11 protein-coding genes are annotated in these 13,288 nt (G+C 69.5%); 1 reads left to right on the forward strand and 10 read right to left on the reverse strand.

Annotated features, from left to right (window positions below):
* Positions 1-118: 118 nt before the first annotated feature.
* Positions 119-2,047 carry a propionyl-CoA synthetase gene (locus tag HXX10_RS26750; protein WP_296526386.1) on the forward strand — a complete coding sequence of 643 codons (1,929 nt, stop codon included), beginning with the start codon at positions 119-121 and terminating at the stop codon, positions 2,045-2,047.
* Between the two features lie 232 nt (positions 2,048-2,279).
* Here the strand turns inward: HXX10_RS26750 and HXX10_RS26755 are convergent, their stop codons facing one another.
* The 10 genes from HXX10_RS26755 to HXX10_RS26800 all read right to left on the reverse strand — a co-directional run.
* Positions 2,280-3,470 (reverse strand): low temperature requirement protein A, encoded by a 1,191-nt coding sequence (locus tag HXX10_RS26755; protein ID WP_296526376.1) that lies wholly within the window; start codon positions 3,468-3,470, stop codon positions 2,280-2,282.
* A 27-nt stretch (positions 3,471-3,497) separates the two neighbouring features.
* The gene (locus HXX10_RS26760) at positions 3,498-4,517 is read right to left on the reverse strand and encodes a DUF4424 domain-containing protein (RefSeq protein WP_296526377.1); all 1,020 of its coding nucleotides are present in this window, start codon (positions 4,515-4,517) and stop codon (positions 3,498-3,500) included.
* Positions 4,518-4,561: 44 nt separating this feature from the next.
* Positions 4,562-4,912: an AzlD domain-containing protein gene (locus HXX10_RS26765; RefSeq protein ID WP_296526378.1), complete on the reverse strand. Its 351-nt coding sequence runs from the start codon at positions 4,910-4,912 to the stop codon at positions 4,562-4,564.
* A complete protein-coding gene (locus tag HXX10_RS26770) occupies positions 4,896-5,645 on the reverse strand; it encodes an AzlC family ABC transporter permease (protein WP_296526379.1) in 750 nt (249 codons plus the stop codon). Before HXX10_RS26770 ends, HXX10_RS26765 begins: the two co-directional genes overlap by 17 nt.
* Positions 5,646-5,777: 132 nt before the next feature.
* Positions 5,778-7,706 carry an ATP-dependent zinc metalloprotease FtsH gene (gene ftsH, locus HXX10_RS26775; protein ID WP_296526380.1) on the reverse strand — a complete coding sequence of 643 codons (1,929 nt, stop codon included), beginning with the start codon at positions 7,704-7,706 and terminating at the stop codon, positions 5,778-5,780.
* A 196-nt stretch (positions 7,707-7,902) separates the two neighbouring features.
* Positions 7,903-9,189: a tRNA lysidine(34) synthetase TilS gene (gene tilS, locus HXX10_RS26780; protein WP_296526381.1), complete on the reverse strand. Its 1,287-nt coding sequence runs from the start codon at positions 9,187-9,189 to the stop codon at positions 7,903-7,905.
* Complete coding sequence (ybgF, locus tag HXX10_RS26785; RefSeq protein ID WP_296526382.1) at positions 9,176-10,291, reverse strand: tol-pal system protein YbgF; 1,116 nt, start codon at positions 10,289-10,291, stop codon at positions 9,176-9,178. The genes tilS and ybgF overlap by 14 nt, the downstream gene beginning before the upstream one ends.
* A 103-nt stretch (positions 10,292-10,394) precedes the next feature.
* Positions 10,395-10,886, reverse strand: coding sequence for a peptidoglycan-associated lipoprotein Pal (gene pal, locus HXX10_RS26790; RefSeq protein WP_296526383.1), 492 nt, complete (start codon positions 10,884-10,886; stop codon positions 10,395-10,397).
* 435 nt (positions 10,887-11,321) lie between these two features.
* Complete coding sequence (tolB, locus tag HXX10_RS26795) at positions 11,322-12,656, reverse strand: Tol-Pal system beta propeller repeat protein TolB (RefSeq protein ID WP_296526384.1); 1,335 nt, start codon at positions 12,654-12,656, stop codon at positions 11,322-11,324.
* A 107-nt stretch (positions 12,657-12,763) separates the two neighbouring features.
* A partial coding sequence (locus tag HXX10_RS26800; RefSeq protein ID WP_296526385.1) for a TonB C-terminal domain-containing protein occupies positions 12,764-13,288 on the reverse strand: 525 nt, incomplete at its 5' end.

Consider the following 13,288-nt stretch of genomic DNA (forward strand, 5'->3'; position numbering starts at 1 on the left):
ACAGGCAAAAGCCCCCGGGACAGCAAATGGCAGCCGCGTCCGGACCTCTCGCCTACGCGCGAGGGAACCGCGGGCATGCCGATCAGGAGGAAGCGACGTGACGAATTCCGCATCCGCAATGCGTTCCGACGGCTCGACCGCCGCGAGCCGCTATCACGAGGTCTATGCCCGCTCGCTCGCCGATCCGACCGCCTTCTGGGGGGAGGCCGCCGAGGCGATCGACTGGTACGAGAAGCCGAAGTCCGTGTTCGATCCGAGCGCCGGCATCTACGGGCGCTGGTTCGTCGGCGGCGTGTGCAACACCTGCTACAATGCGGTGGATCGTCATGTGCAGAGCGGCCGCGCCAACCAGCCGGCCGTGATCTACGACTCCCCGGTCACCAACACCAAGCGCACCCTCACCTATGGCGACCTCTTGCAGGAGGTGCGCACGCTCGCCGCCATGCTGCGCGATTTCGGCGTCGGCAAGGGCGACCGCGTCATTCTCTACATGCCGATGGTGCCGGAGGCGTTGATCGGCATGCTGGCCTGCGCCCGCATCGGCGCCATCCATTCGGTGGTGTTCGGCGGCTTCGCGGCCAAGGAGCTCGCCACCCGCATCGACGACGCCAAGCCGAAGGTGATCCTGACGGCGAGCTGCGGCGTCGAGGGCAACCGCGTCATCCCCTACAAGCCGCTGCTCGACGCCGCCATCGCGTTCTCGTCCGACAAGCCGTCCGCCTGCCTGGTGCTGCAGCGGCCGCAGGTGCAGGCGGAGCTGATCGCCGGGCGCGACCACGACTGGGGCATGCTGCGCGCCGCCGCGCTCAAGTCGGGCCGGGTCGCCGACTGCGTCCAGGTCGCCGCCACGGATCCGCTCTACATCCTCTACACCTCGGGCACGACCGGCCGGCCGAAGGGCGTGGTGCGCGACAATGGCGGCCACATGGTCGCGCTGAAATGGACCATGAAGAACCTCTACGGGGTCGACCCCGGCGAGGTGTACTGGGCGGCCTCCGACGTCGGCTGGGTGGTCGGCCACAGCTACATCGTCTACGCGCCGCTGCTGCACGGCTGCACCACCATCCTGTACGAGGGCAAACCGATCGGCACGCCCGACGCGGGTGCCTTCTGGCGGGTGATCGCCGAGCACAAATGCGTGACCATGTTCACGGCCCCGACCGCCTTCCGCGCCATCAAGAAGGAGGATCCGGACGCCAAGCTGCTGGCGCAGTACGACCTGTCGCTGCTGCGCGCCTTGTTCCTGGCCGGCGAGCGGGCCGACCCTGATACCGTGATGTGGGCCGAGCGCATCCTCGGCGTGCCGGTCATCGACCACTGGTGGCAGACCGAGACGGCCTGGGCCATCGCCGGCAACCCGATCGGCCTCGGCCAGCTTCCGGTGAAGCCGGGCTCGCCCACCGTCGCCATGCCGGGCTACGACGTGCAGATTGTCGACGAGGGCTGCCACGAGCTGCCGGTCAACAAGATGGGATCGATCGTCGTCAAGCTGCCGCTGCCGCCGGCCTGCCTGCCGACCCTGTGGCAGCAGGACGACCGCTTCACCGAGAGCTACCTCGTCGACTATCCGGGCTACTACAAGACCGCGGATGCCGGCTTCAAGGACGAGGACGGCTACCTCTACATCATGGGTCGCACCGACGACATCATCAACGTGGCCGGCCACAGGCTGTCGACCGGCGGGATGGAAGAGGTTTTGTCGTCGCACCCGAACGTCGCCGAATGCGCCGTCATCGGCATCAAGGACGAGCTCAAGGGCGAGGTGCCGTGCGGCTTCGTCGTGCTCAAGTCCGGCGTCGACAAGAAGCCGAGCGACGTCGAGGCCGAGATCGTCAAGCTGGTGCGCGACAAGATCGGCCCGGTCGCGGCCTTCAAGATCGCCATCTGCGTCAACCGGCTGCCGAAGACGCGCTCGGGTAAGATCCTGCGCGGCACCATGAAGAAGATCGCCGACCACGACCCGTGGGTGATGCCGGCCACCATCGACGACCCGTCGGCGCTGGACGAGATCGACGCCGCCCTGAAGGGACACGGCGTCGGGAGCTGATCCGACACAGGCTGTCCAGGATGCGACTGCCGAAGGCCGGGGCTCGCCCCGGCCTTTTGCTGTCGAAGATCCGCCGGGGCTGATCATACCAGCCGTCACATGCTCCGACTCGTCATACGCGGGCTCGACCCGCGTATCCATCTCTTGAAATAGACTTACTTTTCCGCAGATTGATGGATGGCCGAGTCAAGCCAAGCCATGACGCGAGGGGCGAAGCCAGTGAGGACTGGTATCAAATCTCCTCCTCGGCCTCGACCAGGCCGCGCAGCGACCACGTCTCCCACACGGCGACCACCACCAGCACGGCGTTGCCGGCGGCCGCGAAGGCGAGCGGCGACAGCACCAGCGCGGCCGGCGCCAGCAGCAGCAACAGGCCGAGCCCGACCATGTGGGACAGCGCCGGGCGGCCGAGCAGGATGCGCTTGAACATCAGGTTGCCGACGAGAAAGAGCGCGTTGCCGCCGATCACGGCAGCCGCGGTCTTCAGGTCGGTGTGGCCCGACGGATGCGCCAGCACCAGCTCGTCGGCCACCGCCGCAACGATGATGCCGGCGATCGGCAGCAGGTGCACGTAGGTGTAGGCGAGCCGCGCCAACCGCCCCGGATCGTCGGACGACGCGATGCGCGCGGTGCCCTGCTCGGCGCCGATGTTGAAATAGATCCACCACATCGCGATGCTGCCGACGAAGGCCGTGACGGCCGCCGCGACGGTGGGCGCGGTCCAGTCCATCCGGCCGAACGTCACGCCGGTGACCAGGATCGATTCACCGAGCGCGATGATCGTGAACAGCGCGCAGCGCTCGGCGATGTGATGCCCCTCCACGTCCCATTCGCCCGTGGCCGAACCACCGAGGCCCGGCGTCCAGAAGCCCGTCGCCGGCGCGATGAAATCCAACGCCAGCGCCGCGCCCCAGCACAGATATCGCGCCTCGCCGTCGACCAGCGCGCCGGCGATCCACAGCGGCGCGCTGAGCACCGCCCAGGCGGTGATGCGCTTGAAGTTGAGGTAGTTGCCCGGGCTGGTTCGGCGCGTCGCCCACAGCACGAACAGCGAGCGGCCGAGCTGCATGAGCACGTAGGCGCCCGCGAAGGGAAGCGCACGCGTCTCGAAGGCCAGCGGGATCGAGGTGGAAAGCACCAGCCCGGCGAGCATCAGCACGAACAGCATGATGCGCACCGGCACGGTCTGCGGGTCGAGCCAGTTGGTCACCCACGAGGTGTCGATCCACACCCACCATACGGCAGACAGCAGCATCGCGGTCTGCAGCATGCCGAGCGAGGTCGGGTGCTCGAGCAGCAGATGCGAGAGCTGGGTGATGGCGAACACGAAGACGAGATCGAAGAACAGCTCGACATAGGTGACGCGCTCGTGCTCGCCGCTGCGGGTGCGCAGCACGCCGGCGCGCGCTTTTGCGGAAATCATGCAGGGGTCGCCTTCCGGTCGCGGGCGCTAAGGCTCCGGCTTCAGCTTCTTCAAAATCAGCACGGCAAAATCGCCCTGCGGCGTGAAGTCGGTCTTGCGCATCTCGAAGGTGGTCGGCCCGGTCTTGGTGACGCCGTTGCCGCAGAAGCTCACCAGGCTGTCGGTGTCGCCCTTGTCGATCGTGAGGCGGAAGTCGCGGATCGGACCGGCCCAGTTGGCGCCGGTCGAGAGGATGTAGTCGATGCGCTGCTCGCTGTAGGGCGGGCCGAACTCGGCCTTGGCCGCCTTGCGGGCGCGCTCCAGCGTCGCGACCAGATCGCGCTCGATGCAGTATTTGCGCGTGTAGTCGGCGACCCACGGCTCCTTCGCCAGCGACGGCGCGGCGAGCGAGGTCTGCACGCTGGCGCCGACGCTCGGCTGATAGCGGTGCTCGATCGCGGTCTCGGCGCGGGCCGGAAAGGTCTGCTGCCAGTAGAACGTGGTCTTCAGCGACCAGCGCGGCGAGAGGTGCTTCTCCATGCCCTGGCCGACGTCGTACTCCTCGATCTCGGCGAGCCTGAGCCTGATCAGCTCGTCCCATTTGTCCCGCGGCACCTTGTCGAGGACGTCGCTGGTCGAGCGCAGATGCGGGGCGAGCGGCACGCCGAGGCTCTTCAGCAGGGCCGTATGGTCCGTGCCGTTCACCGTGACGCGCTGCTCGACCTCGGTGCGGACGGCCGCGCCGTTCACCGTGGTGACGAAGCCGAGCAGGTTGACCGGGTCCTCGGTCGGCACCGAGATGTTCTGGTCCGGCCCGTCGATCTTGATCTCCGGCATCGGAAACGCGACATGCACGGTGACGTCGCGATCGGCCTTGTTGACGAAGCGGTAGCGCACCCGGATCTCGGCGGCGGAGACATACAGATCCTCCGACGTCATCTCGACATCGTCGTTCTTGACGAACACCAGCCCGCCGGTGGCGAGCTCGGCCGAGGAGTCGTTGGCGCGCGCCGGCGCCGGAAGCGTCGCCGCGCAGGCGAGCGCAAAGGACAAGACCGCAATCCGCATGGTCGCCTCCATCCGCGCCGGCGGTTCGGGCCGGCCGCGGAATGCTACCCCAGACCAGCGGCGCGGGCGATGGCGGCGACCGCCATGCCGGCCGCGACGGCGAGAAAATCGTTGCGCGCCGTGAGCATCACGGCGACGCCGGCGCCGACCGCGAGCGCCACCACGGCGCCGCCGTTGACCATCAAGGGCAACACGGTCGCGGCGACGATCGATCCCGGCAGCGCCGCCAGCATGCGCTGCACCGGCGCCGTCAGCGGCACCCGGCCCATGATCCAGAAGCCGCCGGCCCGCATCGCATAGGTGACGGCCGCCATGGCCGCGATCGCGATCCACACGCCGAGGTCGGTCCCGAGAGCCGGCCCGAGGCCGGTCCCGAGCTCAGTCGCGCCGGTCATCCACAAAGCCTCCCGTGACGGCGCCGGCGATCGCCCCGGCCACGATGAAGTACCAGCCGCCGACGAGCCGCTCGACCGCGAGCGCGACGGCTCCGGCGACCACCCACGGGACGGCATTGCGCCGGCCCCGCCACAACGGCACCAGCATGGCGGCGAAGAACACCGGCATGATCAGGTCGAAGCCCCAGCGCCTCGGCTCGCTCACCAGTGCGCCGAGGACGAAACCGAGCTGGGTGAAGCACAGCCAGAACGAGGCGAGCAGCACGCTGGCGCCGAAGAACACGCCCGCGTCGGTGCCGCCCTCGTTGCGGTAGCGCATCGAGACGATCCAGCTCGGATCCGAGGTGAGGTGCAGGAGCGGATAGATCCAGGCCGGCAGGCCGCCCATCCAGGGCCGCAGCGACGCCGTGATCAGCAGCATGCGGGCGTTCACGGTGAGGGCGATCAAGGCAAGGCCGAGCACGGCGTCCGGCGTGAAGCGGTCCGGCCACAGCTCGAACACCACGAGCTGCGAGGCGGAGGCGAACATGGTGGCGCACATCACCAGGTTCTCGCCGAAGGACAGGCCGACCCGCGCCGCACTGGCGCCGGTGGCGAGCGCAATCGCCATCATGCCGGGCATCACCGGCAAGGCGAGCCGCGCCCCGCGCAGAAAGCCGGCGCCCGTCACCAGCGGCGGTGCGCGGCCGGGCCTTTGGTGATGGTGCTCGGGAGAGGACGGATGTTCGGTCATGGCAAATCGGGCTTACGGGCCGGTGCTGGGTTCACCTCTCCCCGGCTGGCGGGGAGAGGGAGGGCAGACGCCGTGCATTCAAAAGAAAACGCCCGCGACCGGCGGGCGTTTTCGTGTCGATACGGCCTCGCCTCAGCCGGTCGGCTGCGGCTCCATGTCGCCTGCGCCGGGCACGTCCGGGCGCGGCCGCGGCTTGCCGGCGTTCGGCACGGCCGAGCCGCGCGGGCCCGACGGCTCGATCACCGACTCGCGGTTCGGCCGCTTGCCGTTCATCAGGTCCTTGATCTCGTCGCCCGTCAGGGTCTCGAACTCGAGGAGGCCCTTGGCGAGCAGCTCGAGGTGGTCGCGCTTCTCGGTGAGGATGCGCTTGGCCTCGTCGTGACCCTCCTCGACCAGCCGGCGAACCTCGGCGTCGATCTTCTGGGCGGTCGATTCCGACACGTTCTGCTGGCGGGCGACCGACATGCCGAGGAAGACCTCGTCCTGGTTCTCGCCATAGGCGACGGCGCCGAGCTCGGGCGAGAAGCCCCAGCGCGTCACCATCATGCGGGCGAGCCGGGTCGCCTGCTCGATGTCCGACTGGGCCCCCGACGTGACCTTGTCGCGGCCGAAGATCATCTCCTCGGCGACGCGGCCGCCCATCATGATGGCGAGCCGCGAGGTCATCTGCTCGAAGCTCATCGACAGCTTGTCGCGCTCCGGGAGCTGCATGACCATGCCGAGCGCACGGCCGCGCGGAATGATCGTCGCCTTGTGGACCGGGTCGGTCGCCTTGACGTTGATGGCGACGATGGCGTGGCCGCCCTCGTGATAGGCGGTCAGCATCTTCTCTTCTTCGGTCATCACGAGCGATTTGCGCTCGGCGCCCATCATGACCTTGTCCTTGGCGTCCTCGAACTCGCCCTGGGTGACCATGCGCTTGTTGCGCCGGGCCGCCATCAGGGCCGCCTCGTTGACGAGGTTCATCAGGTCCGCACCCGAGAAGCCGGGCGTGCCGCGGGCCACCGTCTTGAGGTTCACGTCCGGCGCCAGCGGCACCTTGCGCACGTGGACCTTCAGGATCTGCTCGCGGCCGACGACGTCCGGATTCGGCACCACGACCTGGCGGTCGAAGCGGCCCGGGCGCAGCAGCGCCGGGTCGAGCACGTCCGGGCGGTTGGTCGCGGCGATCAGGATGATGCCCTCGTTGGCCTCGAAGCCGTCCATCTCGACCAGGAGCTGGTTCAGCGTCTGCTCGCGCTCGTCGTTGCCGCCACCGAGGCCGGCGCCGCGATGGCGGCCGACCGCGTCGATCTCGTCGATGAAGATGATGCAGGGCGCATTCTTCTTGGCCTGCTCGAACATGTCGCGCACCCGCGACGCGCCGACGCCGACGAACATCTCGACGAAGTCGGAGCCCGAGATGGTGAAGAACGGCACGTTGGCCTCGCCCGCGATGGCGCGCGCCAAGAGCGTCTTGCCGGTGCCGGGCGGGCCGACCAGCAGCACGCCGCGCGGAATGCGTCCGCCCAGCCGCTGGAACTTTCCGGGATCGCGCAGGAACTCGACGATCTCCTGAAGGTCCTGCTTGGCCTCGTCGACGCCGGCGACGTCCTCGAAGGTGACGCGTCCGTGCGCCTCGGTCAGAAGCTTCGCCCGCGACTTGCCGAAGCCGAGCGCCTTGCCGCCCGCCCCCTGCATCTGCCGACTGAGGAAGATCCACACGCCGATCAGCGCCACGAAGGGCAGCCACGAGACCAGGAGCGACACGAACCAGGGCACGTTGTCCTGCTGCGGCCGCGCCGTGATGGTCACGTTCTTCTTGTAGAGCTTGTCGACCAGGGTCGGATCGCTCGGCGCATAGGTGTTGAAGTTGCGGCCGTCCGTGAAGGTGCCGTGAATCTCGGGGCCCTGGATGACGACGTCGCGCACCCGGCCTTGATCGACCTCGTTCAGGAGCTGCGAGAAGGCGATGTCCTGCGACACCGAACGCTGCGCGGGATTCTGGAAAAGAGTGAACAGCGCCAGCAGCAGCAGAACGATGATCACCCAGAGAGCAAAATTCCGCAGATTGGCGTTCATCAGGTGTCCTCGTGCCCCGGGGGCGGTGACCGATGCGGCGCAGGCGGTGGACGTGGACCAGACAGACATGGACCAGGAGCCCGCACGACACCGGTGTGTCGGAGCATATCGGCCAATGTAGGAGCCTCGCCCCCGCCCCACAAGCACGGTGGCCCCCCTGCGACGACATTGCCGGACCGTGGTGAACGGCTTTTCGTCACGTTTCCGTGGGGGTTGGCACCGCCGGCGCGACGATTTGCGCGCTGCGGCGCGGCGGGGCAGGCTCGACCGTCAGGACGCCGGCCGCCAGCGTGACCATGGCGCCAGCAAGCGTGCGGCGAAACCGCGCATCCGGTCCGCTGCCGGCGCATGCCGCGGCCAGCGCCGCTGCGAGGGTCTCGAGCTTGCCGAGCTCGACCGCTCCCCCATTGCCGACGCGGCCGATCAGCCGGCCGAGCAGGCGCAGCCGCAGCTCGGCCGGCGCCCGCACCCAGCCGGCGGCGTCGAGCCGGGCCGGCTGGGCGGGATCGGCATGCGCCGCCCCCAAGCCGTCGAGACTGAGGCCGAGATCGCCGGCGAGCCGTTCCACCGCGGCCTCGAGAGCCGCGTCGGCGCGGCGCATGCGGGCGGCGAGCTGGGCCAGCCGGGCGGCCGACAGGCCCTCCGTGGCAAGGCCAGGCAGCAAGGTGCGAAGCCGCGCCCGGGTAAAGCGTGAATCACGGTTCGACGGATCATCGGCAAACGGGATCCCGGCGACCGCGAGCGTCGCGATCAGCCGGGTTTTGGGGATGTCCAGGAACGGACGGACCAAAAGCAGCACCTCGTTCGTGGCCTGCCCCCCACCCCCGACCCCTCCCCGCCACGAGCTTCGCTCGCGGGGGGAGGGGAGCCAAAGCGCCTCGGCTCCCCTCCCCCCATTCGCGTCAGCGAATGGCTGGGCGCGCACTTGCGCGCCAAAGGGGTCGGGGGTGGGGGGATCTTCCTTCCGAAGCGATAAAGGCACGGCCGCCACCCGGGCCATGCCGGCGAGGCCCGACAGGCCGCTGCCGCGGGCGAGGCGGAACAGCACCGTCTCGGCCTGGTCGTCGCGGGTGTGGGCGGTGAGCACATGGCGGGCGCCGGCCTCGCGGGCGGCCTGCGCGAGCAGCCCGTAGCGCGCGGCGCGGGCCGCCTCCTGCAGGCCGGCGGCGGGCTTTTTGCCGGTCCAGCGCAAGGTGTGGTGGGGAAGCCCGAGCCCGCCGGCCAGCTTACGCACCACTGCCGCCTCGGCGGCCCCCTCCGGCCGCAGGCCGTGGTCGACGGTCGCGGCGATCAGGCGCGGACCGGCGAACAGGCCGGCGCGCCAGCGGGCGGCGAGAATCAGAAGTGCGGTCGAATCGGGGCCGCCCGAGACGGCGAGCAGCAGAGCGGGCAAAGCCACGAGGTCGGAGAACAGAGCCGCCGCCTCGGCCTCGCCGAGCGGCGCGACAGCGCCGGGCGTCGGACCGTCGTCAGCAGTGGACACGCTTCTGTTCGCGCTCGACGGCCTGCTTCACATTGACGGAGGCGCGCGGATAGCGGCGGGCCACCTCGGCGAAGCTCGAGCAGGCGAGCTCCTTCTGGTTGAGGGCGGCGAGCGACTGGCCGAGCCGCAGCAGCGCGTCGGCCCCTTTCGGATTGGCGCCCGGCCGCTGGCTCACGGCCAGGAAGGCGTCGGCCGCATCCTTGTAGGACTGGCGCAGGAACAGGCTCTCGCCGAGCCAGTACTGGGCGTCGGGGGCGAGCCTGTCGCCGGGGTATTTGCGCAGGAACTCGCGAAACGTCTGCTCGGCCAGGACGTAGTCGCGCCGCAGCACGTAGCCGTAGGCGAGGTCGTACTCGTCCTTGGCCGACTGGCCGGGCGGCAGGGTGGCGAGCTGGTCGCCGGTCGGGACGCCGGTGGCGTTCGGATTGCGGGGCGGCGGCGCCGGCAGTCCGGCGGCGGGCTGGCCGCGGGCGAGCGCCGGATCGGCGGCGGCGGCCCCGGCCATGCTGGCGAGGTCGAGCGGCGCCCCGGGCTGACCGAGAACGCGCGGGGTGCCGGGCGCATCGGGCCGCTGAGTCGGATCGAAGGCGTCGCCGCGCCGGCCGCGACCGGACGGCGCCGGAGCGGGCGCGGCATCGGCGGCCGCATAGGCCGGACCGCCCGAATAAGCCGGCTGGGGCGGTGGAGACGGCAGCTCGGTCGCCCCCGGGGGCGGCGCATAGGCCTGCTGCGGCGGCGGAGCGGCGACGGGCGCCTCGCCGCGTCGGCCCGGAATGCCGCCGGGCGCCGCCGCGGGCGCGCCGCGGCCACCGCGGCCGAGCTCCTGGAAGCGGAACTCGACGTCCTCACCCATCCGCTTGAGCTGCTGCTCGAGCTGCTGGTTGCGGTACTGGAGCTGCTCGAGGTCGCCGGTCAGCCGGCGCATCTGGCTCTCGATCTGGTTGAGCCGCACCACCAGCTCGGACTCCGTCATCTGCGCGGAGGCCGGCATCACGCCGGCAAGCGCGATCACGCCGGCCAGCAGAAGGGTCGACAAGACTCCGGACGGCGCGGGCCAGAAGGCGCCGCGCCCGACAAAAGGCCGATCGTTTCGCTTGGTCATGGTCGCATCATAGCGCGGGGGACGTCGAAAATGCGACCGCCCCGCCCGCTGGTCGCCCGCGGCCGCTGTGCCGGCGCGCGGGGCGAAACAGGCGATCAGGCGGTCACGAGCTCGCGTTCAGCACCGTGACGGCACGGCGGTTCTGCGACCAGCACGAGATGTCGTTGCAGACCGCGACCGGGCGCTCCTTGCCGTACGAGATCGTGCGCATGCGCTGGGCCGAGATGCCGCGCGAGATCAGATAGTCGCGCACCGACTGGGCGCGCCTGGCGCCGAGCGCGATGTTGTACTCGCGGGTGCCGCGCTCGTCGGCATGGCCTTCGATCACGAAGGCGTACTGGCTGTAGTTCTGCAGCCACTGCGCCTGCTTCTCCAGCGTCTGGCGCGCCTGCGGCGTGAGGTCCGTCTGATCGCTCTCGAAGAACACCCGGTCTCCCACATTGACGACGAAGTCCTGCTGGCTGCCCGGCACGGCGGCGCCGGCGAGGCCTGCATTGGGATCGTTCGGCTTGTTGGCGCATGCCGTGATCAGCAGCACGCATGCGAGCGCAGCCGCGATCCTTGCACCGGTGCGGAGACGAGAGACATTCGGCATGCCGTAACTCCTTTCAACTGCTCGGCGCCGGATGTGCCCCCCGGCTTGAAGCGTGCCTAACGGAATAGCCCCTGTTTCGTTAAGCGAAGGTTCCGTCAACCTTGATGCGGCGTTGCCGCGTACCCCGGGAGATATGGAATCGGCGGAAACCGTTTGGAATGGTTAATGGGTCGTGAAGGCGGCGGCAGCGTGGCAGAGAGGCTCTTCGAAGCGCGTGAAGGCTCGCTTCGCGCCTCGGGCACGGCGGCGGCTCTCGTTCTCCCCGCTTGCGGGGAGAAGGTGGCTCGCCGCGGAGCGGCGAGACGGATGAGGGGGCGTCGCGGCAGGATCGAAGCGCCCCCTCACCCGGAGTCCGCGCATTCGCGCGAACTCCGACCTCTCCCCGCGTGCGGGGAGAGGTTAAAGAGGAGCCGCAGTCGTGGGTCGGGGCGTCGCCTACGACAGCAACGGCGACCAGGCCGGGTCGGAGGCGAAGCTCGGGGTGCGGACGCGCTGCTCGTTGCGGCCGGTGACGTCGATGGTGTAGAGGGCCGGTCCCGAGCCGGGGTCGCGGAAGAACATCACGACGCGGCCGTTCGGCGCAAAGGTCGGGCCTTCGTTGTGGTAGCCGTCGGTCAAGAGGCGCTCGCCCGAGCCGTCCGGTTTCATGATGCCGATGCCGAAGCGGCCGCCGCCCTGCTTGGTGAAGGCGATGAAGTCGCCGCGCGGCGACCACACCGGGGTGGAATAGCTGCCGTCGCCGAAGCTGATGCGCTGGGCGCCGCCGCCGCTGGCCGACATCACATAGACCTGCTGCTTGCCGCCGCGGTCGGACTCGAAGCAGATGCGCGCCCCGTCCGGCGAGAAGCACGGCGCCGTGTCGATCGCCGGCGTGTCGGTGAGCCGGGTCGTCGCCTTGGAGCGCAGATCCATCACGAACAGGTTGGAGTTGCCGCCCTGCTGCAGGCTCATGATGACGCGCTGGCCGTCCGGCGAGAAGCGCGGCGAGAAGGTCATGCCGGGGAAATTGCCGACGATCTCGCGCTGCCCGGTCTCGACATTGAGCAGGTAGACGCGCGGCTCGCCCTGCCCGAACGACATGTAGGTGATCTCCTGGGAGGTCGGCGAGAAGCGCGGCGTCAGCACGAGGTCGTCGCCGCGGCTGAGATAGCGCACATTGGCGCCGTCCTGGTCCATCAGGGCGAGCCGCTTGACCCGGCGCTCCTTCGGCCCGGTCTCGTCGACGAAGACGATGCGGGTGTCGAAATACCCCTTCTCGCCGGTGAGCCGCTCGTAGATCGCATCCGAGATGATGTGGGCGATGCGGCGCAGATTGTCGGGCGAGGTGAAGTACTGCTGGCCGGTGAGCTGGGCGGCGCCGAACACGTCCCACAGCCGGAACTCGGCCTTGAGGCGGCCGTCGGCCTGGCGGGTGAGGCGGCCGGTCACCAGCGCCTGGGCGTTGATGGCGCGCCAGTCGGGAAAGCGCGGCTGGGTGTCGATGGTGGTGATCTTCTCGATATAGGCGGCCGGGTCGATCGGGGCGAACAGGCCCGAGCGGCGCAGGTTCGAGGTGATGATCTGGCTGATGCCGCGCGCCGCCTCGACGTCGGCCGGGCTGCCGCCGACGAAGTCGGGAATCGCGATCGGCACCGGCTGGACATTGCCCTGGGTGACGTCGATCGACAGCACCGCATGGGCCTGACGGCTCGGCCAGCCGGCCAGCGCTCCCGCGCCCGCCGCAGCGGCTGAGGCGAGCAGGAGACGGCGACGGGTGACGCGCTCGAGCATGGGAATTCTTCCTCTTCACGCCCGGAGGGCGGAGCCGCGGGGCAGCGGCTGCAATCGGACCTGAATCTGGACTCGGACCTTGACTCGGGCCCGGGCCGGACTGGCCGTCAGCCCCGGAACATATCGCGGGGATCGAACGTGACTTCAACATCCTTCCACACATCGTACTTGGCGATGGGGAGCTTGTAGGGCTGGCAGCGCTTGATGGCGCGCATCGCCGCCTCGGCGGCGATCTGGAACGACGGGTGGCCGCCGCGGTTCATCACGGTCGGGTCGACCGAGAGCGAGCCGTCCTGGCGGAGCTGCAGCCGCACCTTGACGACCAGCTCCTTGGCCTCGATGGCGCCGGCGGGCGGGTTCCAGCAGGCCTGGATCTGGGCCCGCAGCGCGTCGATCTCGCTCTGCGACAGGGTGGCGGCGCGGCCGGTCGGCAGGCCGAGCGAGGCGGTCTGGTTGATGGTGTCGCCGATCGCGGCCTGGCGCTGTGGGGTGCGCTTGTCGAGCAGAGCGGCAATCTTGCTCGGGTCGAAGGCCGGCTGGTTCTTCAGCGCCTCTTCCTTGCGCTTCTGCTCCTCGGCCTTCTTCTTCTGTTCCTCGAGCTTCTTCTTCTGCTCCTCGGCCTTCTTCTGGTC

Origin of the sequence: Rhodoplanes sp., from assembly GCF_013377085.1 — a bacterium.
Taxonomy (GTDB): Bacteria; Pseudomonadota; Alphaproteobacteria; order Rhizobiales; family Xanthobacteraceae; genus Rhodoplanes.